The organism is Pseudomonas sp. T8 (assembly GCF_024610635.1).
GTDB lineage: Bacteria > Pseudomonadota > Gammaproteobacteria > Pseudomonadales > Pseudomonadaceae > Aquipseudomonas > Aquipseudomonas chlororaphis_I.
The window spans coordinates 4,865,705-4,886,851 of sequence record NZ_CP102374.1; the positions used below are offsets into that span (position 1 = coordinate 4,865,705).

Annotated in this window: 18 protein-coding genes; 4 read left to right on the forward strand and 14 right to left on the reverse strand. The window is 64.3% G+C overall.

What is annotated here, in order from left to right:
• Window positions 1-133: 133 nt before the first annotated feature.
• Window positions 134-763, reverse strand: coding sequence for a glutathione S-transferase (locus NRG23_RS21915; protein ID WP_009051212.1), 630 nt, complete (start codon window positions 761-763; stop codon window positions 134-136).
• Between the two features lie 111 nt (window positions 764-874).
• Between NRG23_RS21915 and NRG23_RS21920 the strand changes: the two genes are divergently transcribed.
• On the forward strand, window positions 875-1,297 hold the full coding sequence (locus tag NRG23_RS21920; RefSeq protein WP_257372046.1) for a hypothetical protein: 423 nt from the start codon (window positions 875-877) through the stop codon (window positions 1,295-1,297).
• Here NRG23_RS21920 and NRG23_RS21925 read toward each other — a convergent pair.
• The 7 genes from NRG23_RS21925 to NRG23_RS21955 all read right to left on the reverse strand — a co-directional run bounded on the left by NRG23_RS21925 (window position 1,275) and on the right by NRG23_RS21955 (window position 9,725).
• Window positions 1,275-1,463: a hypothetical protein gene (locus NRG23_RS21925; RefSeq protein WP_257372047.1), complete on the reverse strand. Its 189-nt coding sequence runs from the start codon at window positions 1,461-1,463 to the stop codon at window positions 1,275-1,277. The two genes, NRG23_RS21920 and NRG23_RS21925, sit on opposite strands and share 23 nt — an antisense overlap.
• Window positions 1,460-2,593: a PepSY domain-containing protein gene (locus NRG23_RS21930; RefSeq protein WP_257372048.1), complete on the reverse strand. Its 1,134-nt coding sequence runs from the start codon at window positions 2,591-2,593 to the stop codon at window positions 1,460-1,462. The genes NRG23_RS21925 and NRG23_RS21930 overlap by 4 nt, the downstream gene beginning before the upstream one ends.
• Window positions 2,594-2,657: 64 nt before the next feature.
• On the reverse strand, window positions 2,658-5,087 hold the full coding sequence (locus NRG23_RS21935; protein WP_257372049.1) for a TonB-dependent siderophore receptor: 2,430 nt from the start codon (window positions 5,085-5,087) through the stop codon (window positions 2,658-2,660).
• Window positions 5,088-5,304: 217 nt separating this feature from the next.
• Window positions 5,305-6,291 carry a FecR domain-containing protein gene (locus NRG23_RS21940; protein ID WP_150086013.1) on the reverse strand — a complete coding sequence of 329 codons (987 nt, stop codon included), beginning with the start codon at window positions 6,289-6,291 and terminating at the stop codon, window positions 5,305-5,307.
• Window positions 6,288-6,806, reverse strand: coding sequence for an RNA polymerase sigma factor (locus NRG23_RS21945; RefSeq protein ID WP_257372050.1), 519 nt, complete (start codon window positions 6,804-6,806; stop codon window positions 6,288-6,290). Before NRG23_RS21945 ends, NRG23_RS21940 begins: the two co-directional genes overlap by 4 nt.
• A gap of 274 nt (window positions 6,807-7,080) precedes the next feature.
• Window positions 7,081-7,788 carry a PolC-type DNA polymerase III gene (locus NRG23_RS21950; RefSeq protein ID WP_009051206.1) on the reverse strand — a complete coding sequence of 236 codons (708 nt, stop codon included), beginning with the start codon at window positions 7,786-7,788 and terminating at the stop codon, window positions 7,081-7,083.
• On the reverse strand, window positions 7,785-9,725 hold the full coding sequence (locus tag NRG23_RS21955; RefSeq protein ID WP_053270090.1) for a putative nucleotidyltransferase substrate binding domain-containing protein: 1,941 nt from the start codon (window positions 9,723-9,725) through the stop codon (window positions 7,785-7,787). Before NRG23_RS21955 ends, NRG23_RS21950 begins: the two co-directional genes overlap by 4 nt.
• A 253-nt stretch (window positions 9,726-9,978) precedes the next feature.
• On the opposite strand from NRG23_RS21955, the gene NRG23_RS21960 reads away from it, so the two are divergent.
• The gene (locus NRG23_RS21960; protein WP_009045922.1) at window positions 9,979-10,425 is read left to right on the forward strand and encodes a response regulator; all 447 of its coding nucleotides are present in this window, start codon (window positions 9,979-9,981) and stop codon (window positions 10,423-10,425) included.
• Window positions 10,426-10,542: 117 nt separating this feature from the next.
• On the opposite strand, the gene NRG23_RS21965 is transcribed toward NRG23_RS21960, so the two are convergent.
• Window positions 10,543-12,732 carry a malate synthase G gene (locus NRG23_RS21965; RefSeq protein WP_009051204.1) on the reverse strand — a complete coding sequence of 730 codons (2,190 nt, stop codon included), beginning with the start codon at window positions 12,730-12,732 and terminating at the stop codon, window positions 10,543-10,545.
• Between the two features lie 495 nt (window positions 12,733-13,227).
• On the opposite strand from NRG23_RS21965, the gene NRG23_RS21970 reads away from it, so the two are divergent.
• Window positions 13,228-13,746, forward strand: a complete 519-nt coding sequence (locus NRG23_RS21970; protein WP_009051203.1) for a glycine cleavage system protein R — start codon at window positions 13,228-13,230, stop codon at window positions 13,744-13,746.
• A gap of 224 nt (window positions 13,747-13,970) precedes the next feature.
• Here the strand turns inward: NRG23_RS21970 and rarD are convergent, their stop codons facing one another.
• The 5 genes from rarD to NRG23_RS21995 all read right to left on the reverse strand — a co-directional run bounded on the left by rarD (window position 13,971) and on the right by NRG23_RS21995 (window position 19,881).
• Window positions 13,971-14,858, reverse strand: coding sequence for an EamA family transporter RarD (gene rarD / locus NRG23_RS21975; protein ID WP_038636302.1), 888 nt, complete (start codon window positions 14,856-14,858; stop codon window positions 13,971-13,973).
• Between the two features lie 220 nt (window positions 14,859-15,078).
• Window positions 15,079-16,053, reverse strand: a complete 975-nt coding sequence (locus tag NRG23_RS21980; protein WP_009051201.1) for a serine/threonine protein kinase — start codon at window positions 16,051-16,053, stop codon at window positions 15,079-15,081.
• Between the two features lie 148 nt (window positions 16,054-16,201).
• Window positions 16,202-18,103, reverse strand: coding sequence for a PhoX family phosphatase (locus NRG23_RS21985; protein WP_009051200.1), 1,902 nt, complete (start codon window positions 18,101-18,103; stop codon window positions 16,202-16,204).
• Between the two features lie 208 nt (window positions 18,104-18,311).
• Window positions 18,312-19,076, reverse strand: a complete 765-nt coding sequence (locus tag NRG23_RS21990; protein WP_009051199.1) for a TOBE domain-containing protein — start codon at window positions 19,074-19,076, stop codon at window positions 18,312-18,314.
• A 64-nt stretch (window positions 19,077-19,140) separates the two neighbouring features.
• The gene (locus tag NRG23_RS21995; protein ID WP_124314429.1) at window positions 19,141-19,881 is read right to left on the reverse strand and encodes a ComF family protein; all 741 of its coding nucleotides are present in this window, start codon (window positions 19,879-19,881) and stop codon (window positions 19,141-19,143) included.
• Window positions 19,882-19,972: 91 nt separating this feature from the next.
• Between NRG23_RS21995 and bioB the strand changes: the two genes are divergently transcribed.
• The gene (gene bioB / locus NRG23_RS22000) at window positions 19,973-21,028 is read left to right on the forward strand and encodes a biotin synthase BioB (RefSeq protein ID WP_007926062.1); all 1,056 of its coding nucleotides are present in this window, start codon (window positions 19,973-19,975) and stop codon (window positions 21,026-21,028) included.
• The last annotated feature ends 119 nt before the right edge of the window (window positions 21,029-21,147 follow it).

Sequence of the window (21,147 nt, forward strand, 5' to 3'; positions counted from 1 at the left end):
GCACCGTGGGGCGACCATCGCGAGCAAGCTCGCTCCTACATGGGACACCGCGAAACCTGTAGGAGCGAGCTTGCTCGCGATAGGGCCGGCCCGGCCAGTACCCTGCTTCAGGTGATGGTCGCACCCGGAGGCTTCAAGCCGGCGGCTGGGTCGCCAGCATCGAAGGGCGTTGGCTGACCTCGGCGTACCAGGCCGCCAACTGGGGCTGGGCATCGCGCCACTGCAGGTCGGGGTGGCGGAAGTCGAGGTAACCCAGGGCACAGGCAACGCTGATGGCGGCGACGTCGAAGTGGCTGGCCAGTTCGGCGATCGCGTCGGCCTCGAGCACGGCCAGGGCGCGGCGGATCTTGTCGCGCTGGCCATCGAGCCACAGCTCCCAGTGCTTCTCGGGGGCGCGCAGGGCCAGTTCGTAACGGATCAGCACCGAGGCGTCCATGATCCCGTCGGCCAGGGCCGCCAGGGTCAGGCGCCGCCAGCGGGCCGAACCTTCGCGGGGGATTAGCGGGTTACCGACGTGTTGCTGGTCGAGGTAGTCGAGGATCACCCGGCTGTCGTACAGCACGTTGCCGTCGGCCAGGCGCAGGGCGGGAATCTTGCCCAACGGGTTGTCCTGGTTGAGGGCGGTGTCCGGATTCACCGGGGTCAACTGGCTGGCTTGCAAGGCCACGCGGTCCAGCTGGCCGGTCTCGTGCAGCAGCACCATGACTTTGCGCACATAAGGTGATGCCGGGTTGTGGAACAGCGTCATGCTGGGGGTGGACATGAATATTCCTCACGGGTGGAAGTGGAGCGCAGGCTCGCAACCCGGGGGATCTTAACGCAGCCTCTGGCCCCGGCCACAGGGGCGGCATGCAGCACAGACAAGGAGTGATGAATGCGCAGGTCCTATCTTCGACACGGCTTGTACAGCCTGGCCCTGACCCTGTTGGGCGCGCTGGCGGTGTACCTGGCCTTGCAGTACGAGTTTCGCCGCCACGGCGAGGGTGAGCCGGAGCTGATCATGGCGTTCGCCTACATGGCCTGGTACTGGGCGCTGCCGGCGCTGGCCCTGCCAGCCTTGGGCTGTGCGCTGCTGAGCCTGCGCGGCCCCGAACCGCTGACCCGGCCCTGGCGCTGGGGCCTGGCGGCAAGCTATGTACCGCTGCTGGGGCTGGCGCTGTTCTGCGTGCTGGTCGCCGCCGAGGCGCAGCAGGAAAACCGCGTGTTCATCCCGGTGCTGGCGATCGGCCTGGGGCTGTCGCTGTACCTGTGGCGCGGCTTCCCCGCCGCCGGGGTCAGGCCGGAGGCGGGCGGTTGAACAAACCCCGCAGGGCGATCAGCGCCGGAGCGCCCAGGCCGAGCCAGCTCAGGGCGTCCCAGATACCGTCGCCGAGCAGCGCGGAGAACAGCCCCGCGGCACAGAGCACGGCGATGAGCAGCGGCGCGCCGAAGACCTTCCAGAAGTTCGATTGCCGCGGCCTCATGGCGTCACTCCAGAGTGTTCACCCAGCGCCGGCCTGGCCGCGCGGCGGCGGACTATCCACAGGTACAGGCCGCTGCCCAGGACAATGATGGTCAGCCCATCCAGGGTCGCCCAGAGGATCTTCATCGGCATGCCGCCGTAGTCGCCGAAGTGCAGCGGTTGCGACATGCCCATGGCGTCCATGTACCAGGGACGTTCGGCCACCGCCGTGACCTCCAGGGTGCTGGCGTCGATCAGCACCGGGGTCAGCAGGTGCGAGGTCAGGTGGGTGCTGCCTTTCATGAACACCGCGTAGTGATGCTCGCTGGAAAAGCGCGTGCCGGGGAAGGCGATGAAGTCCGGCTGCATCCCCGGTGCTACCTCCTTGGCGATCTCCAGCAGGCGGCTGGCCGGGGCCAGTTGGGTCAGTGGCGGCGCATCGCGGTACGGCTCGATCATCGCGCTGAGGCTGTCGTTGCGCCAGGCGGCGATCAGCAGGTCGGCGCAGGCGCTGATCACCCCGGTGACGCTGACCACCAGGGCCCAGGTCAGGGTCACTACGCCGATCAGGTTATGCAGGTCCAGCCAGCGCAGGCGGGTGGATTTGTCCTGGCGCACCGTGGCGAATGCCAGCCGGCGCATGAACGGCAGGTACAGCACCACGCCGGAGACGATCGCCAGCACGAACAGCAGCCCCATGAACGCCAGCAGCAGTTTGCCCGGCAGGCCGGCGAACAGGTCCACGTGCAGGCGCAGGATGAACATCATCAGCCCACCGTTGGCCGAGGGCGTTTCCACGGCTTCGCCGGTGCGGGCGTCGAGCATGAAGGTATGGGACGAGTTGGGCTCGGTGCCGGCGGTCCTGGCCATGATGGTGAGCACGCCGTTGGGGTCTTCCTCGTCCCAGCCGAAATACTGCATGACCTCGCCCGGGCGATGGGCCTCGGCGGCGCGCACCAGCTGCTGCAGGTCGAGCTGCGGAGTGTCGGCGGGCATTTCCCGCAGCTGCGGCGCGTCGCCCAGCAGGTGATCGATCTCGTGGTGAAAGATCAGCGGCAGGCCGGTCAGGGCCAGCATCAGCAGGAACACCGTGCAGACCAGGCTGCTCCAGGTGTGGATAAAGGACCAGCGGCGGATGGTTTTGCTTTTCATTTCTTAGCCTTCAGACACAGCAAAGCCGTCCTTGGCAGGACGGCCCGGTGGTTAACTCAGCCGATTACCACTGGTAGGTGGCACTGGCGACCACGCTACGCTGATCGCCGAAATAGCAGTAGGAACCATCGCAGGTGGACAGGTAGTCCTTGTCGAACAGGTTGGTGGCGTTGAGTTTCAGCGACGCGCCTTTGAGGCTGCTGTCCAGGCGGCCCAGGTCGTAATGCACGGCGGCATCGAACACCGTGTAGGCATTGGCCTTGCCCAGCCAGGTATTGGCCTGGTCGCCATAGGTATTGCCGGTGTAGCGGGCGCCGGCGCCAATGCCGAAACCGTCGAGCACGCCGCTGTGCCAGGTGTAGTCGGTCCACAGCGAGGCTTGCTGGTTGGGCATCAGTTGCAGGCGGTTGCCTTTATAGATGCCTTTTTGCACCTCGGACTTGGCCAGGGTGTAGGCGGCGATGACCTTGAGGTTGTCGGTCACGTCGGACACCGCTTCCAGTTCCAGGCCTTTGACCTTCACTTCGCCGGTCTGGTTGGTCACCGATTCGCCACCGGCACCGATGCTGGTCACCAGCACGTTTTTCTGGGTCAAGTCGTAGACCGCCGCGCTCAGCAGGGTGTTCGAGCCAGGTGGCTGGTACTTGATGCCCAGCTCCCATTGCTTGCCCTCGGTGGGCTTATACGACTCGGTGGGGGAGACGCTGGCGTTGCTGGCTGGCTGGAAGGATTCGGCGTAGGAGAGGTACGGCACCAGGCCCGAGTCGAACACATAGCTCAGTGCCGCGTTGCCACTGAAGTTCTTGCTGCGGTCGGTGTTGGTCACGTCGTTCTTGTTGAAGTAAGTGGTGCCCTGGTGCACCCAGTCTTCACGACCGCCCAGGGTCAGGCGCCATTGGTCCAGGGCCATCTGGTCCTGCACGTAGAGGCCGGTCTGCACGGTTTTCTGGTTGTAGTCGTAGTAGGCGCTGGAGCGCGCCGGGCGCACGATCGGCTTGCCATAGACCGGGTTGAAGATGTTGGTGGTCCCGCCGTCGCCGTAAATCGACAGATAGGAGGTGTCGGTGCGTTGGTGATCCAGGCCGATCAGCACGGTGTGGGTGATGTCGCCGGTGGCGAAGTCGGCCTGGAAGTTATTGTCGACGGCGAACTGGCTGATGTCCTCGTCCACGTTGGTCGAGGTACGGCTGATATTGCCTGCCGCATCGGCCGGGGAGTAGGCGTAGGAGCCCACGGTCAACTGCTGGAAGGACAGCTCCGATTTGGTGTAGCGCAGGTTCTGGCGGAACTGCCAGACATCGTTGAAGCGGTGCTCGAAGGCGTAGCCCAGGGCGTAGTAGGTGCGGTCGTAGAACTCGTAGTCCGGGTCGCCGAGGTTCTTGTGATGGGAGACGTCGCCCAGTGGCGACTTGATCTTGGTGCCCTGGATCGGCATGAACTGGCTGGTCGCGCCGGTATCGTCACGGGTGAACTGCGAGAGCAGGGTCAGCCTGGTATCGGTGTCGATGTTCCAGGTCAGGCTGGGGGCGATGTTGTAGCGCTTGTTGTCGATGTGGTCGACCTGGGTACCGGCGTCTCGCACCACGCCGCTGAGGCCGTAGAGGAACTGGCCTTCATCGTCGATCTTGCCGGTGCTGGCGAAGTTGATCTGGCGGTAGTTGTCACTGCCGTACTGCAGCTGGATGGCATGGCTCGATTCAGCGCTGGGGCGCCGGCTGACCATGTCCAGCAGGCCACCCGGCGGGGTCTGGCCGTACACCGACGAGGCCGGGCCGCGCAGCAGGGCAAGGCGGTCGAGGTTCCAGGTTTCGGCTTTCGGGTTGGCATACACGCCGCGGGGCAGTGGCAGGCCGTCGAGGAATTGGGTGGGCTCGAAACCGCGCACGCGCATCCAGTCATAGCGGGTGTCGCTGCCGTAGCTGGCGGAAACGATACCGGGCATGTAGCGCACGGCATCATCCAGATTCTGCACGTTGCGGTCTTCCATCTGCTGGCGGGTCGCGACGGAAATCGAACGCGGCGCTTCAACCAGCGAGGTGTCGGTCTTGGTGCCGGCGGCGGTGCGCGTGGCGAGGTAACCGTCCACCGGCCCCCAGGCACTCTCATAAGCCTGCTGGCCAGTGATGCTGGTTTCCGGCAGGGCCACCACACTGTCGGGAATCGCCACCAGGCTGTAGGTGCCGGCGCTGCTTTGTTCCAGTTGCAGGCCGGTGCCGCGCAGCGCTTCGCGCAAGGCGCCGGCGGCATCGAACTGGCCCTTGACCGGGGCCGAGGTCTTGCCGGCGGCCAGGCTCGGGTTGAGGCTCAGGGCCAGGCCGGCCTGGCTGGCGATCTGGTTCAGGGTACTGGCCAGGGGCGCGGCCGGCAGGTTGTAGGCGCGCACGCCGGACGCCTGTTCGGCGGCGATCAGCGGGGTGCTGGCCAGCGGGGCGCAGAGGGCAATGGCCACGGCCAACAGGCTGGGGCGCAACAGGGTGTCTAGCGAGCGGGACATACGGCGGCTCCTGGATGGAAACATTTCTCAATTGCCTATGTGCCGGACGAGATTCAAAAAGTGATAGGGCGGATTGAAAATAATTTCGATTTACGAAAATAAGGGGGGTATTTCAGGTTGGGCAGGCGTTTTCGCGAGCAAGCTCGCTCCTACAGGAACGGCGCCACCCTGTAGGAGCGAGCTTGCTCGCGATAAAAACCGCACCGACACCGCAGGGTTATGGTTTGTCTCTACCCTCGGCCCGCGCCACCAGGGTGACCCACCAGGGTGTGTGTCGCTCGATGGCCACGGGCAGGGTGGGCAGCAACGCGCTCAGGGCCAGGTCGGTGTCGTGCAGCGGGAAGCTGCCGGTGATGCGCAGGTCGGCCACCTCGTCGGCCACTCCCAGATGGCCACGGCGATAGCGCCCCAGCTCGCTGACCAGGTCCGCCAGGCGCGCGTTGTCCACCACCAGCATGCCGCGGGTCCAGGCGTCGGCACCGGGGCTCAGGGCCAGCAGCGGGCCGAGGCCGTCGCGGCGCATCAGCACCTGCTGGCCCTCCTTGAGGATCTGTTCGTCCTGGCCGGACTCCGGCCGCGCGGCCACGGCCGATTGCAGCACGCTCAGGCGGGTGCCCTGTTCCTCGCGCTTGACCAGGAACCGTGTACCCAGCGCGCGCATATGGCCCTCGCGGGTCTCGACGATAAAGGGCCGGGCATCGTTGTGGCCGGTTTCGACCAGGATCTCGCCTGCCTGCAACACGATGCGCCGCTGTTTTTCGTCGAAACGCACATCCACGGCGCTGTGGGTATTGAGGTTGATCAGCGTGCCGTCGGCCAGGCGCAGGGTGCGTTGCTCGCCGGTGGCGGTGCGCTGGTCGGCGAACCAGTAATCCAGCTGGCCGTAACGTTCGCCGGCGAACAGGGCCAGGCCCAGCAGCAGGGCGACGCTGGCCAGCCCGCTGCCGAGCTTGCGCACGCGGCGGCGGAGGCTGTCCCGCGATTGCAGCAGGGCGCTGCGGGCCGGGCCGCTGGCGACGCTGAAACGCTGGTCGAGCATGCCCAGCTGGCGCCAGGCGCGGGCGTGTTCTTCATCGGCGGCATGCCATTTGGCGAATTCTTCGCGGGCCATCGGGTTGCCTTCGCCGGAGTCCAGCGACAGCTGCCAGGCAATCGCCGCGTCCAGCACCCGGGCGGACACCGGCTTGGCGTTGAGCGGGCTCATAGCGGCTCACCGTACAGGGCGATGTAGCACTGGCGAATGCCCTGGGCCAGGTACTGCCTGACCCGCGGCACGGACACACCGAGGCGTTCGGCGATTTCCGCGTGGCCGAGGCCGTCGAGGCGGTTATAGAGGAAGGCGGCGCGAGCCTTGCTCGACAGCTTGCCCAGCAGGCGGTCGATGGCCTTGAGGTCTTCGAGGATCGATTGCTGTTCTTCCGGGGAGGGTTGTTCCTCTTCCGGGATCAGCATCAGTTCGGTGAGGTAGGCCTGTTCCAGCGCGGCGCGGCGGAAGTAGTCGAACAGCAGGCCCTTGGCGATGGCCACCAGGAACGCCCGCGGCTCGCGCGGGGCTTTCAGTTCGTCGCGGCCCAGCAGGCGGACGAAGGTGTCCTGGCTCAGGTCCTCGGCCCGTTGCGGGCAGGCCACGTTGCGTCGCAGCCAGGCCAGCAGCCAGCCGCGATGGTCGCGATACAACGCGCCAACGAGGTCACTGTGGGGGCTTTGGGCTGACAACACCTGGGTATCCCAATCGAGAAGTTGAAACTAACGAGAATTATTCGCGATTGTGGCAGGGCGCAAAGAGCCGCGCAATGGGCGCTGGTCGGCTGCGATTTATCGGATCCCTGTAGCCGCTGCCGAGCGCCAGCGAGGCTGCGATCGGTCTGGGCGGCATTCCGACGCAGTGGCCGCAAAGCCTGAGTTTGCAGTCTGTCAGGCGGAACGCGCTGTCTGGATGGCGAGCGCTACGCGCTCGATCGCAGCCTCGCTGGCGCTCGGCAGCGGCTACAGATCAGAAGGAGTGGGTTTGCTGGCGGCGCTTCCATTGGCTGAGCCGCTGTTGCAGGTTCAGCGGACTATGGATCTGCTGCTGGCGGGCGCGGCTGAACAGGATCAGCGCCAGCTCGGCGGTGGCCAGGGCGTCGGCAGCGGCGTGGTGGCGCTCGCCGGCCTGCAGCTTGAAGTAGCCCATCCAGTCATCCAGCCCGGCTTCGCGGATATGCGCCTGGGGGCAGAGCAGCGGGGCCATCTCGGCGACGTCGAGGAACGGATGCTGCAGGCGATAACCCAGGCTGTCCTTCAGGGCCCGGCCGAGCATGTGCTGGTCGAACGGCGCATGGAAGGCCAGCAGCGGGCTGTCGCCAACAAACTCCATGAAATCCAGCAAGGCTTCAACCGGGTCGCTGCCAGCGGCGATTGCGCTGGGCCCGAGGCCGTGAATCAGCACGCTGGGGCTGAGTTTGTGATCGGTACGCTGCAAGGTGCGTTCGAACTGCTGGCCGAAGTCGATAGCGCCGTCTTCGATCACCACCGCGCCAATGGACAGCACCTGGTCGCGGTTGAGGTTGAGCCCGGTGGTTTCCAGGTCCAGCACCACCCAGCGCTGTTCGCGCAGGCTGCATTCGCCCAGCGGTGGGGCAACAGGCAGGCGCTCGCGGCGTTGTTGCTGTTCGGCGCTGAGTGCCGCGCTGGCCGGGCGCAACCAGGCGAACAGGCTCATAGCTGGTACCTCAGCGCCAGGCTGCTTTGCAGGCGCTGGGCCTGGCGCAGTGACTCGCGCAGGATGCGCCGGTCCAGGTGGTTGAGGCTGTCCGGGTCGACGCGGTTGGAGTAGGGCAGGTTCTGCCGGGTCTGCAATTGGTGCTGTTGCATGCGGGTCTGCTGGATGAAGTGATAGGCCTCTTCATACGCGGCGCCGTCGAGGGTTTCGATGACTTCCCTGGCCACCAGCTGGCGCAAGCGCTCCAGGGTGTTGTTGGCGTCGATGCCATTGGCCAGGGCCAGCAGGCGGGCACCGTCGACGAAGGGGGTGAGGCCCTGGACCTTGAGGTCGAGGGTGGCTTTTTCGCCGTTCTTCCTGGCCAGGACGAATTCACGGAAACGCCCTACCGGCGGGCGCTGGCGCAGCGCGTTCTCGGCCATCATGCGCTGGAACAGGCGGTTGTCGCCGACCTGGTCGAGGATGCCACGGCGCAGTTGGGCACAGCCTTGCTCGTCGCCCCAGACTACCCGCAGGTCGAAATAGATGCTCGAACCCAGCAGGTTCTCCGGCGTGGCCTCCCGGATGAAGGCGGCGAAGCGCCGTGCCCACTCGGCGCGGGACAGGCACAGCTCGGGGTTGCCGGCCATGATGTTGCCCTTGCACAGGGTGAAGCCGCACAGCGCCAGGCTCTGGTTGATCTGCTGCGCCAGGGGCAGCAGCTTGCCGCGGATCTGTGCCGCATGGGCCGCATCGCGGGCTTCGAACAGGATGCCGTTGTCCTGGTCGGTGTGCAGGGTCTGCTCGCGCCGGCCTTCGCTGCCGAAACACAGCCAACTGAACGGCACGCCCGGGTCGCCCTTGTCGGCCAGGGTCAGTTCGATGACCCGGCACACCGTGTGGTCGTTGAGCAGGGTGATGATGTGGGTGATCTGGGTCGAGGACGCGCCATGGGCCAGCATGCGCTCCACCAGCTGGCCGATCTCGCCGCGGATCGCCACCAGGTTGTCGATGCGTGGCGCGTTGCGGATGGTCCGCGCCAGGTGCACCAGGTCGACCCGTTGCAGGGAAAACAGGTCGCGCTCGGAAACCACGCCGCACAGGCGCTGCTCTTTTACCAGGCAGACGTGGGCGATGTGCCGCTCGGTCATGGCGATGGCGGCGTCGAATGCGCTGTGGTCCGGCGACAGGGCGAACGGTGCCTGGGTCATGTGCCGTTCGATGTCCTGGTTGAAGTCGCTGGTGCCGTCGGCCACCACCTGGCGCAGGTCGCGCAGGGTGAAGATACCGAGCGGTGCCTTGTGTGCATCCACCACCACGATGCTGCCGACCTGCTGCTCGTGCATCAGGCTCACGGCTTCGCGCAGCGGGGTGGATGGGCTGCAGGTCACCGGGTGGCGCATCGCCAGTTCGCCCAGCCGGGTGTTGAGGGAGTACTGGGTGCCGAGGGTTTCCACGGCCTTTTGCTGGACCTGCTGGTTGACCTGGTCCAGCAGGCTGCTGACACCACGCAGGGCGAAATCGCGAAACACCGCGCAGAGGGCGAACAGCTTGATGAAGGCCGGCTTGTTCAATTGCAGGCAGAAGGTGTCCTCGGCCGCCAGGTGTTCGGTGCGGGTGGCGCGCTCGCCCAGCAGCGCGGCGAGGGGGAAACACTCGCCGGCGGTGATCTCGAAAGTGGTTTCGGTACCGCCCTTGAGCGCGTGCTGGCGCTCGCCGACCACCCGGCCCTGCTTGACGATATAGAAGTGTTCGACCGGTCCGTCGGCGGGTTTGATGATGCTCTCGCCGGGGCCGTAGAAACGCAGTTGGCATTGCTCGACCAGGTACGCCAGGTGAGCATTTTCCATCTGATTGAAAGGGGGGAACCGCTGGAGAAACTGCATCGTGCCGTGGATGTTCTGCAACACCGCGGTTTTCCCTGCCTGGGTGAAGGCATCCGCTTTACTCATAACCATTACCGCAGTCTTTTTGGATTTGTTGTGGTCGGGTCTTGGGTCATGGTCGGTCCCACGCTGCCGGGTGCCCATTGGACGTAAGTCTAGGTAGCGGGTCTGCACCTGTTAATTCGCTTCAAGCAGGTGTCAAAACCGTGAAAAAAGTACTTATCCGGCCTCTTGGAAAAAAATCCGACGAAGTGCACATTGGAGGCCTGCTTAGCGATGTCTGACCACTGTGCTAGGGGATCGATTTGAATATGTAGAGAACGCCATGTCCGACCACGATATTTTGAGTGATGCCGAGCGCGAGGCGCTGAACGCCGTGATGCTCGAGCCTGATCTGCCGCCCCAGCGCGTGTTGATTGCCGACGATGACAAGGATGCCCGTGAGTTGCTGTCGGAAATTCTGGGGCTGGATGGCATTCGCTGCATGACCGCAGCCAGTGGCAAGGCCGCACTTGAACTGTTGAACTCGAACAAGTCGATCGGACTGCTGATCACCGATCTGCGCATGGCCCCCTGCAACGGCCTGGACCTGATCCGCCAGGTGCGAGAGTCGGAGCGGGCGGCGCTGCCGATCATTATCATTTCCGGGGATGCCGATGTGCGTGACGCCATCGCGGCCATGCACCTGAGCGTGGTGGATTTCCTGCTCAAGCCGATCGACACCGGCAAGCTGCTGGCGCTGGTCAAGCATGAGCTGGGGGTGGTGCGCTAAGTATGTGCCCCACGTCCCCTGTAGGAGCGAGCTTGCTCGCGATAGCTGCCTCGGCCCCAAACAAAAAAGCCCTGATCGTGCGACCAGGGCTTTTTCTTTTACCGCGTTAACGCAGGATCACAGGCCGTTGCGGGCCTTGAACTCGCGACGACGACGATGCAGTACCGGCTCGGTGTAGCCGTTCGGCTGCTTGGTGCCTTCGATCACCAGTTCGACCGCCGCCTGGAAGGCGATGTTGCTGTCGAAGTTCGGGGCCAGCGGACGGTACAGGGTGTCGCCGGCGTTCTGCCGGTCCACCACGGGCGCCATGCGCTTGAGGCTTTCCATGACCTGGGCTTCGGTGACGACGCCATGGCGCAGCCAGTTGGCGATGTGCTGGCTGGAGATGCGCAGGGTAGCGCGGTCTTCCATCAGGCCGACATCGTTGATGTCCGGCACCTTGGAGCAGCCGACGCCCTGGTCGATCCAGCGCACCACGTAGCCGAGAATGCCCTGGGCGTTGTTGTCCAGTTCGTTCTTGATCTCTTCGGCCGACCAGTTGGTGTTGCTGGCCAGCGGAATGGTCAGGATGTCGTCCACCGAAGCGCGGGCGCGCTTGGCCAGCTCGGCCTGGCGGGCGAACACGTCGACCTTGTGGTAGTGCAGGGCGTGCAGGGCCGCGGCGGTGGGCGAAGGTACCCAGGCGGTGTTGGCGCCGGCCAGCGGGTGAGCGATTTTCTGTTCGAGCATGGCGGCCATCAGGTCCGGCATGGCCCACATGCCTTTGCCGATCTGCGCGCGACCTTGCAGGCCGGTGCTCAGGCCGATATCGACGTTCCAGTTCTCGTAGGCGCCGATCCACTTGGCGGCCTTCATCTCGGCCTTGCGCACCACGGCGCCGGCTTCCATGGAGGTGTGGATTTCGTCGCCGGTGCGGTCGAGGAAGCCGGTATTGATGAACACCACGCGCTCGCTGGCGGCCTTGATGCAGGCCTTGAGGTTGACCGTGGTGCGGCGCTCCTCATCCATGATCCCGACTTTCAGGGTGTTGCGCGGCAGTTCCAGCACGTCTTCGATGCGCCCGAACAGCTCGTTGGTGAACGCGGCTTCTTCCGGACCGTGCATCTTCGGCTTCACGATGTACACCGAGCCGGTGCGGCTGTTGGTGCGCGAGGTGTTGCCGTTGAGGTTGTGGATCGCTGCGAGGCTGGTGACCAGGCCGTCGAGGATGCCTTCCGGCACTTCGTTGCCTTGGCTGTCGAGGATCGCGTCGATAGTCATCAGGTGGCCGACGTTACGCACGAACAGCAGCGAACGACCGTGCAGCTTCACACTGCCGCCGTTGGGCGCGGTGTATTCGCGGTCGGCGTTCATGGTGCGGGTGAAGGTCTGGCCGCCCTTGGCCACTTCTTCGGCCAGGTCGCCCTTCATCAGTCCGAGCCAGTTGCGGTAGATCACCACCTTGTCGTCGGCGTCGACGGCGGCGACCGAGTCTTCGCAGTCCATGATGGTGGTCAGGGCCGCTTCCATCAGCACGTCTTTTACGCCGGCGGCGTCGGTCTGGCCGACCGGGCTGCTGGCGTCGATCTGGATCTCGAAATGCAGGCCGTTGTGTTTCAGCAGGACCGCGGTCGGGGCCGCGGCATCGCCGTGGTAGCCGATCAGCTGGGCGTCGTCGCGCAGGCCGCTGTTGCTGCCACCCTTGAGGGCGACCACCAGCTTGCCGTCGACGATCTTGTAGCCGGTGGAGTCGACATGGGAGCCGGCAGCCAATGGCGCGGCCTCGTCGAGGAAGGCGCGGGCGAAGGCGATGACCTTGTCGCCGCGCACCTTGTTGTAGCCTTTGCCTTTTTCCGCGCCGTCGGCTTCGCTGATGGCGTCGGTGCCATAAAGCGCGTCGTACAGCGAGCCCCAGCGGGCGTTGGAGGCGTTGAGGGCAAAACGGGCATTCATCACCGGGACCACCAGCTGCGGACCGGCCGTGCGGGCGATCTCGTCATCGACGTTTTGCGTCGTGGCCTGGAAGTCCGCCGCTTCTGGCAGCAGATAACCGATGTCTTGCAGGAAGGCTTTGTAGGCGATCGGGTCGTGGGCCTGGGCTTTCTCAGGAGCTCTACGGGATTGGTGCCAGGCATCGATACGCGCCTGGAAATCGTCGCGTTTGGCGAGTAGGGCTTTGTTCTTCGGCGCCAGGTCGTGGATGACCTTGTCGGCGCCGGCCCAGAACTTGTCGGCGGTGAGGCCGGTACCGGGAATGGCTTCGTTGTTCACGAAGTCGAACAGGACTTTGGCGACCTGCAGGCCACCGACTTGAACGTGTTCAGTCATTGCTTGCCTCACTCTGCTCAGCTATTTCGCTTTTCAGCTCTTCAAATTAACAATGAAGCCTCTGGCCATTTAAACCACAAACCCCTCTACCAGTACATGCCATCGCGGGCGGCTGGGATGGTTCCAATCAACGGCTTGAAGCCTTGCTGACAGGGCTTTCAGGGTTGCGACTGCGCCTTGGCAGACATCGATCCAACGTTATGTAGTGCGCGCTGCGGCATACTACATGATGAATTGCGGTTGTGAAAATTAGACTAAATACGTCGTTCCGCGACCCAAGTTCGCGGAGCGGTCACGCTGGGGAACAGGATGTTCTCAAAAAACTATTGAATTGTTCCATATAAATCTAAGGAGTTGTACACGATTTATATTCCGGCAGCGGCAGCGCGCTGTTTTCATGCTTTGCGCCTTGCCTGTAGGCGCAAGGGAAGCGGCAGGACGAGCCTTGCCTATACTTGATTTTCTATAACAAAAGTCCTGACAGAGGGTTGCGCCATGGACCACCTCGTACTCACCGTATTCGCCCCGGACAAGCCCGGACAGGTCGAGCGCATCGCCCAATGCATCGCCGCGCACGGCGGTAACTGGCTGGAGAGCCGCATGTCGCGCATGGCGGGGCAGTTCGCCGGCATCCTGCGGGTCGGTGTGCCGGCGGAGGCCTACGACGAGCTGGTGGACGCCTTGCAGGGCTTGGCGGCCCAGGGCATTCGGGTGCTGATCGCCGAAAGCGGTATCGAACAGTCCTGCACCTGGAAGCCGATCTCCATGGAGTTGGTGGGCAACGACCGGCCGGGCATCGTGCGCGACATCACCCGCCTGTTGAGCGAGCAGGGGGTGAATCTGGAGCGACTGGTGACCGAAGTGCGCCCGGCGCCCATGAGCAGCGAGCCGCTGTTCCACGCCGAAGCGATCCTGGCGGTGCCGCTGACCTTGTCCCTCGATGTCCTGCAGTCGCGCCTGGAAACCCTGGCGGATGATTTGATGGTGGAGTTGGTGCTGCGCAGCGAGGTGTGAACCGAAAGGGCAGGTTATCCAGTTTTAGCGTGCATGCGCCTGTGGATAACCTGTAGAGACTCGCCTCTGGCCCAAGCCGGCCGCGGCTTTCCAAGATCTGATCAAAAAACCAGCAGTTTCAAGGGCTTGTGCACAAACGGCGGGGATCACGCTGTGGATAACCTTGGGAAGGATAGATGCAGGCCACGCCAACCGTGGCCTGTAGAGGTTTGTACGTTTATTGATCAGCTGCGTTTGCGCAGGCTCAACCAGGCATCCACGCTGTACACCGCCAGGCCGGCCCAGATAAACATGAACGCCACCAGGGTGCTCGACGACAGGTGTTCGCCGAACAGCAGTACCGCCTGCAGCAGCACCAGGGTCGGCGCCAGGTACTGCAAGAAGCCCAGGGTGGTGTAGGGCAGGTGACGGGCGGCGGCGTTGAAGCACACCAGCGGCACCAGGGTGACGGGACCGGCCGCCACCAGCCACCAGGCTTCGGAGCTGGTCCAGAAGGCCGCCTGGGCACTGGTCGCGGTGGGGTTGAACAAGAGCCAGGCGAGGGCGATCGGCACCAGCATCCAGGTTTCCACCACCAGCCCCGGCAGTGCCTTGACCGGTGCCTGCTTGCGGATCAGCCCGTAGAAACCGAAGGTCAGCGCCAGCACCAGCGAGACCCAGGGCAGGCTGCCGACCTGCCACACCTGCTGCGCCACGCCGACCGTCGCCAGGCCCACCGCCAGCCACTGCAAGCGCCGCAGCCGCTCACCGAGGATCAGCATGCCCAGCAGCACGTTCACCAGCGGGTTGATGTAGTAACCCAGGCTGGCCTCGAGCATGCGCCCGTTATTCACCGACCAGACATAGGTCAGCCAGTTGGCCGCGATCAGGGTGCCGCTCAGGGCCAGGATTGCCAGGCGCTTGGGGTTGTCCCGCAACTCGCGCCACCAGCCGGGATGCTTCCAGACCATCAGCAGCAACGCGCCGAACAGCGCGGACCAGAGCACCCGGTGGATGATGATTTCCACAGCGGGCACGTTGGCGATGGCTTTGAAGTAGATCGGGAACAGGCCCCAGATGATGTAGGCACTCAGGCCCAGGATGTACCCGCGACGCGGGTTGGCGGCTTGCATGCAGAATCCTTGCTTAGGCAGCTAACAAAGGCAGTGATTGTAAGGAGGTTTATCAGGCTGTGTCTTTGTCAGCGTAATCGCGATGAGCTGCTTTTCTGATCGATCCGGCGTCTGTAGGAGCGAGGCTTGCCCGCGATAGGTTCGCCACGGTGGGTCTGATGCACCGCGGTGTCTTGATCGCGGGCAAGCCTCGCTCCTACAGATCCGATAAAGGCTGGGGTCAGAACAGCTTCAAGGGTTCTTCGTTGAGCGCCGAAAGTTGTTCGCGCAACGCCAGCACCTGGTCGCCCCAGTAACGCTCGCTGCCGAACCAGGGGAAGCTGCGCGGGAACGCCGGGTCGTCCCAGCGCCGCGCCAGCCAGGCGCTGTAGTGCATCAGGCGCAGGGCGCGCAGCGGTTCGATCAGCGCCAGTTCGCGCGGGTCGAAGTCGTGGAACTCGCTGTAGCCATCCATCAGCTCCGACAGCTGGCCCAGGCATTCCTGGCGATCGCCGGCGAGCATCATCCACAGGTCCTGTACCGCCGGGCCCATGCGGCAGTCGTCGAGATCGACGATATGGAACACCTCGTCGCGGCACATCATGTTGCCGGGATGGCAGTCGCCATGCATGCGGATGTTCTGGTGCGGCGTGGCCTGGTAGACCTCTTCCACCCGCTTGAGCAGGTCGCGGGCCACCGACTCATAGGCCGGCAGCAGGCTCTTGGGCACGAAGTCGCCTTCCAGCAGGGTGGTCAGCGAGTCGTGGCCGAAATTCTTCACCCCCAGCGCTTCGCGATGCTCGAACGGGCGGGTGGCGCCGACCGCATGCAGGCGGCCGAGCAATTGCCCCAGGCGATACAACTGGTCGAGGTTGCCGGGTTCCGGAGCCCGGCCGCCACGGCGCGGGAACAGGGTGAAGCGGAAGCCTTGATGCTCGAACAGGCTTTCGCCCTGGTGAATCAGCGGCGCCACCACCGGTACTTCGCATTCGGCGAGTTCGAAGGTGAAGCGGTGCTCTTCGAGAATTGCCTCGTTGGTCCAGCGCTGCGGACGGTAGAACTTGGCGATCAGCGGCTCGCCGTCTTCGATGCCGACCTGGTAGACACGGTTTTCGTAACTGTTGAGTGCCAGGACACGGGCGTCGCTGAGAAAACCGATGCTTTCGACGGCATCGAGGACTAGATCAGGGGTAAGGGTTTCGAACGGGTGAGACATGCTGACTCCTGCGCGCAGCAGGCTGCTGCGTCCGGCCAAGCATGGTAGCGCACGAAGGATGACAGGTGGTGACTGTGAGGTCGCTATCGCGGGCAAGCCTCGCTCCTGCAGGTCGGTGCAGGAGCGAGCTTGCTCGCAAAGCGGTGGATCAGGCGCCGACGATGCCGCCGTCTTCCCGGGTGATCACCATCACCGAGGAACGCGGCTTGCCGTTGGGCAGGTGCTCGGGGAAGGTCGAACCGCCGTTCTCGCCCGGATGCTGGATGCCCACGAACAGGCTGCGCTGATCCGGCGAGAAGGTGATGCCGGTGACTTCGCAACCCACCGGCCCGACCATGAAGCGGCGGATCTCACCGGTGTCCGGGTCGGCGCAGAGCATCTGATTGTTGCCCATGCCGGCGAAGTCGCCGGCGTTGCTGGAGTCGCCGTCGGTGAGGATCCACAACCGGCCGGCCTTGTCGAAACCCAGGCCGTCGGGGCTGTTGAACATGTTCTGCGGGGTGATGTTCGACGAACCGCCTTTCGGCTGGCCGGCATGCACGGCCGGGTTGCCGGCGACCACGAACAGGTCCCAGGTGAAGTCCATCGAACCGTGGTCGCCACGGCCGGTCTGCCAGCGCAGGATCTGCCCGTAGACGTTTTTCTCCCGCGGGTTCGGGCCGCCCACTGGCTGGCCGTCTTCACCGCGTTTGGAGTTGTTGGTCAGGGTGCAGTAGACCTGGCCGTCTTTCGGGCTGACCACGATCCATTCCGGACGGTCCATGCGCGTGGCCTTGACCACGCTGGCCGCCAGGCGGGCATGGATCAGCACTTCGGCCTGGTCGGCAAAACCGCTGCTAGCGTCGATGCCGTTCTTGCCATGGCTCAGCTCGACCCATCTGCCCTTGCCTTTCGGGTGGTCCGGGTTGCCGTCGCCATTGTCGAAGATCGCCACGTACAGGGTGCCGTGATCCAACAGGTCGCGGTTGGCCTTGGGGTTGCGGTGGTTGATGCGGTCGCGGCTGACGAACTTGTAGATGAACTCACCACGCTCGTCGTCGCCCATGTAGACCACGGCGCGTCCGTCGCGGGTTTCGGCCAGGGCGGCGTTTTCATGCTTGAAGCGGCCCAGGGCGGTGCGCTTGATCGGTTTGGACTGCGGGTCGAACGGGTCGATCTCCACGACCCAGCCATGACGGTTGAGCTCGTTGGGGTTTTTCGCCAGGTCGAAGCGCGGGTCGAACTGATGCCAGTTGATGTCGCGGCTGCTCGCCGAAGCGCCATAACGCTTCTGCGCGGCATCGAAGGTCTGCTGGGCGTTGCTGCTGCCGAAGCAGTCGGTGAAGTTCTCTTCACAGGTCAGGTAGGTGCCCCATGGCGTCTTGCCGTTGGCGCAGTTCTGGAAGGTGCCGAGGACTTTCCTGCCGCTCTTGTCGGCGCTGGTTTTCATCAGCGCGTGGCCGGCGGCCGGGCCGCTCAGGCGAATCGGCGCGTTGCCGTGGATGCGCCGGTTGTAGCGTGAACCCTGGACGAACTGCCATTGGCCGCTGCGGCGCTGCACTTCGATCACCGACACGCCTTCGCTGGCCAGGGCCTTGCGCACGTCTTCCGCCGACTGCGGCATGCCGCCGTGGGGGTAGAGGTAGCGATAGTTGGTGTATTCGTTGTTGATCGCCATCAGCGCGCGATTCTTGTCGTCCGGGAAGGCGAACAGGCTCATACCGTCGTTGTTGTCGCCGAACTGCACTTCCTGGGCCGCGGCGGTGCCATTACCGCTCGGGTCGAAGGCCGGGCCGTTCTTCTGCAGGGGCTGGCCCCAGCTGATCAGCACCGAGGACTTGTAGCCCGGCGGCAGGGTGATGGTGTCGCTGGTGGCGGCGGCAATGCCTTCAAAGCCCAGCAGCTTGCTGGAACCGGCGCTGACGCTGGCGGCCAGCACGCTGCGGCTCAGCAGGTTGCCACCGAGAAACATGGCCGCGCCGCACAGGGCACCGGCGCTGATGAAACCACGGCGGCTGAGGCCGACCATCTTTTCGAGGTCGGTAGGTTGGTCTTCTTCTAGTAGGCTCATCACAGGCTTCCTGCAGGATTTTGCAGCCACCTTAATCAGCGTCGATGACGAACATATTGCAGCGACGAAAGCATTTCGCCGCTTGTGTAGCCGTTGCCGAAGGCTGCGATCGAGCCGAAGGCTCGCAGGGAGCTTGAGTCAGTCAAGGTCCTGCGGACCTTATCGCAGCCTGCGGCAGCGGCTACAGAGCGGTGATCAGTCTGGTTGGTTACAGCGGCGTGCCGAGCAGCACATTGGATGGCGAGAACTGCACGCGCACCGGCTTGCCGGCGCTCAAGCCAAGGTTTCGCAGGTGCAGCGGTTCGGCCAGGGCGCAGAGGGTCTGGCCGCTGGGCAGGACGATTCTGATTTCGCTGGGGCCGTCGTCGGCGTCAAGGATCGCTTCCAGGGTGCCTTGCAGGCAATTGTGTCCGGGTGTTGCAGGCTGATCGATGGCCAGCAGTTCCAGCCAACCAGCCTTGATCAAGGCCACTACTCCGGTGCCGGGTTCCAGTTCCAGATGCAGGGTGCTGTCATGGGTGATTTGCGCCTGGATCACCAGGTCTTCCGCGAGCGCCAGGCGCACCAGGTCGTTGCGCCCTTGCGCTTCGACGGCCTGCACCGTGCCGTGCAGCTGGTTGCGGGCGCTGGTCCGGAGCATCAGGCGCCCCAGCAGATCGAGGTCGGCGGCGTCTTCGGCGGCTTCCAGCACCTGGGCCTGCAAGGCCTGCAAACGCTGGTAGAGACGCAGCACCCGCTCGCCCTCTGCGGAGAGCCTGGCGCCACCGCCGCCTTTGCCGCCGACACTGCGTTCGACCAGGGGTTTTTGCGCCAGGTTGTTCAACTCATCGATGGCATCCCAGGCTGCCTTGTAACTCAGGCCGGCGCTTTTCGCGGCACGGGTGATCGAGCCCTGTTCGGCGATGTGCTGCAGCAGGGCGATGCGCTGCGGGCGACGGGCGATGTGCTGGGTCAACAAGGTGGGCAAGGGCATGGCGGAACGCTTTGAACGCTGGGAATGGAAAGGGAGTTTGCGGCTTGAGGGCCGAGAGTCAAGTTCAGTCGGGCTCGCCAGGTTTTGGCGTGCGTGCCAGGCAGTAGACATCGACCCGCCGCGCCCCGGCCGTGAGCAACAGCCGCGCCAGGGCGTGGGCGGTCGCGCCGGTGGTGAGTACGTCGTCCACCAGCGCCAGGTGCCGGCCATGGACCGCCGCCTCGGGCATCAGGGCGAAGGCGTGACGCAGGTTGCGTTGCCGCGCCCTGGCATCCAGGCCTTGTTGCGATGGCGTGTCCTGGGTGCGCAGCAACGAGGTTTCGTCACAGGGGATCTGCAGGATCTCGCCCAGCCAGCGCGCGAGCATCGCCGCCTGGTTATAGCCGCGTTGGCGCAGGCGTTTGCGGGCCAGGGGCACTGGCAGCAGGGCGTCGGGCTGTGGCAGGTCCTCACTGAAACGATGTTGCAGCGATTGCGCGAGAAGTTCGGCCAAAAGTCGGCCAAAGGGCCATTTGCCGTTGTGCTTGAAACGGCTGACCAGGCTGTCGACCGGAAAGCCATAACGCCAGGGCGCCACCACCTGGGCAAAGGCCGGCGGTCGCTTGAGGCACTGGCCGCAGGTCAGGCCGGCCGCGGGCAGGGGCAGGGCGCAGACCTGGCAATGATCGCCGAGCCACGGCAGTTCGGTTTCACAGGCGGTGCAAATGGCTTGGGGCGTGTCGGTCGGCTCATCGCAGAGCAAACAGGTTTGTTTGTTTTTTAACCAGATGTAAACCGGCCCTTGGTAATGTGGTTGACACTGCATGACGCTTCCTTAAATATGCCCAACATCCGTGTCGCGGCTGTGGGTATTCCCTTCCCGTCGCCGCTTGCCAAGCATAATCAAGGAATCGCCCATGAGCGCCAGCACCACCGCCAATCTGCGTCATGACTGGACTTTGGCTGAAGTCAAAGCCCTCTTCGTCCAGCCGTTCAATGACTTGCTGTTCCAGGCGCAGACGGTGCACCGCGCGCATTTCGACGCCAACCGCGTCCAGGTTTCCACCCTGTTGTCGATCAAGACCGGCGCCTGCCCGGAAGATTGCAAATATTGTCCGCAGTCCGGTCACTACAACACCGGCCTGGAAAAAGAAAAGCTGATGGAAGTGCAGAAGGTCCTCGAAGAGGCTGCGCGCGCCAAGGCCATAGGTTCGACCCGTTTCTGCATGGGCGCGGCCTGGAAACACCCGTCGGCCAAAGACATGCCGTACGTGCTGGAAATGGTCAAGGGCGTGAAAGCCATGGGCCTGGAAACCTGCATGACCCTCGGTCGCCTGGACCAGGACCAGACCGAAGCGCTGGCCAAGGCCGGCCTGGATTACTACAACCACAACCTCGATACCTCGCCGGAGTTCTACGGCAGCATCATCACCACCCGTACCTACAGCGAGCGCCTGCAGACCCTGGCCTACGTGCGCGATGCCGGGATGAAGATCTGCTCCGGCGGCATCCTCGGCATGGGCGAGTCCCTCGATGACCGCGCCGGCCTGCTGATCCAGCTGGCCAACCTGCCGGAGCACCCGGAATCGGTGCCAATCAATATGTTGGTGAAAGTGGCCGGCACGCCGCTGGAAAACTCCGAGGATGTCGACCCGTTCGACTTCATCCGCATGCTTGCCGTGGCCCGCATCCTGATGCCGAAATCCCATGTGCGCCTGTCCGCCGGCCGCGAAGCGATGAACGAGCAGATGCAGGCCCTGGCATTCTTCGCCGGCGCCAACTCGATCTTCTACGGCGAGAAGCTGCTGACCACCGCCAACCCGCAGGCCGACAAGGACATGCAACTGTTCGCGCGCTTGGGCATCCAGCCGGAAGCCCGCGAAGAACACGCCGACGAGGTGCACCAGGCCGCCATCGAGCAGGCGCTGGTAGAGCAGAAGAGCAGCGAGCAGTTCTACAACGCTGCCGTCTGATCTGCTGCCTCTGTAGGAGCGAGGCTTGCCCGCGAATGGTTCACCGCGTGAGCCAGGGACACAGAGGTGTCTGGATCGCGGGCAAGCCTCGCTCCTACAAGGATGATGTTTCTTTTCTT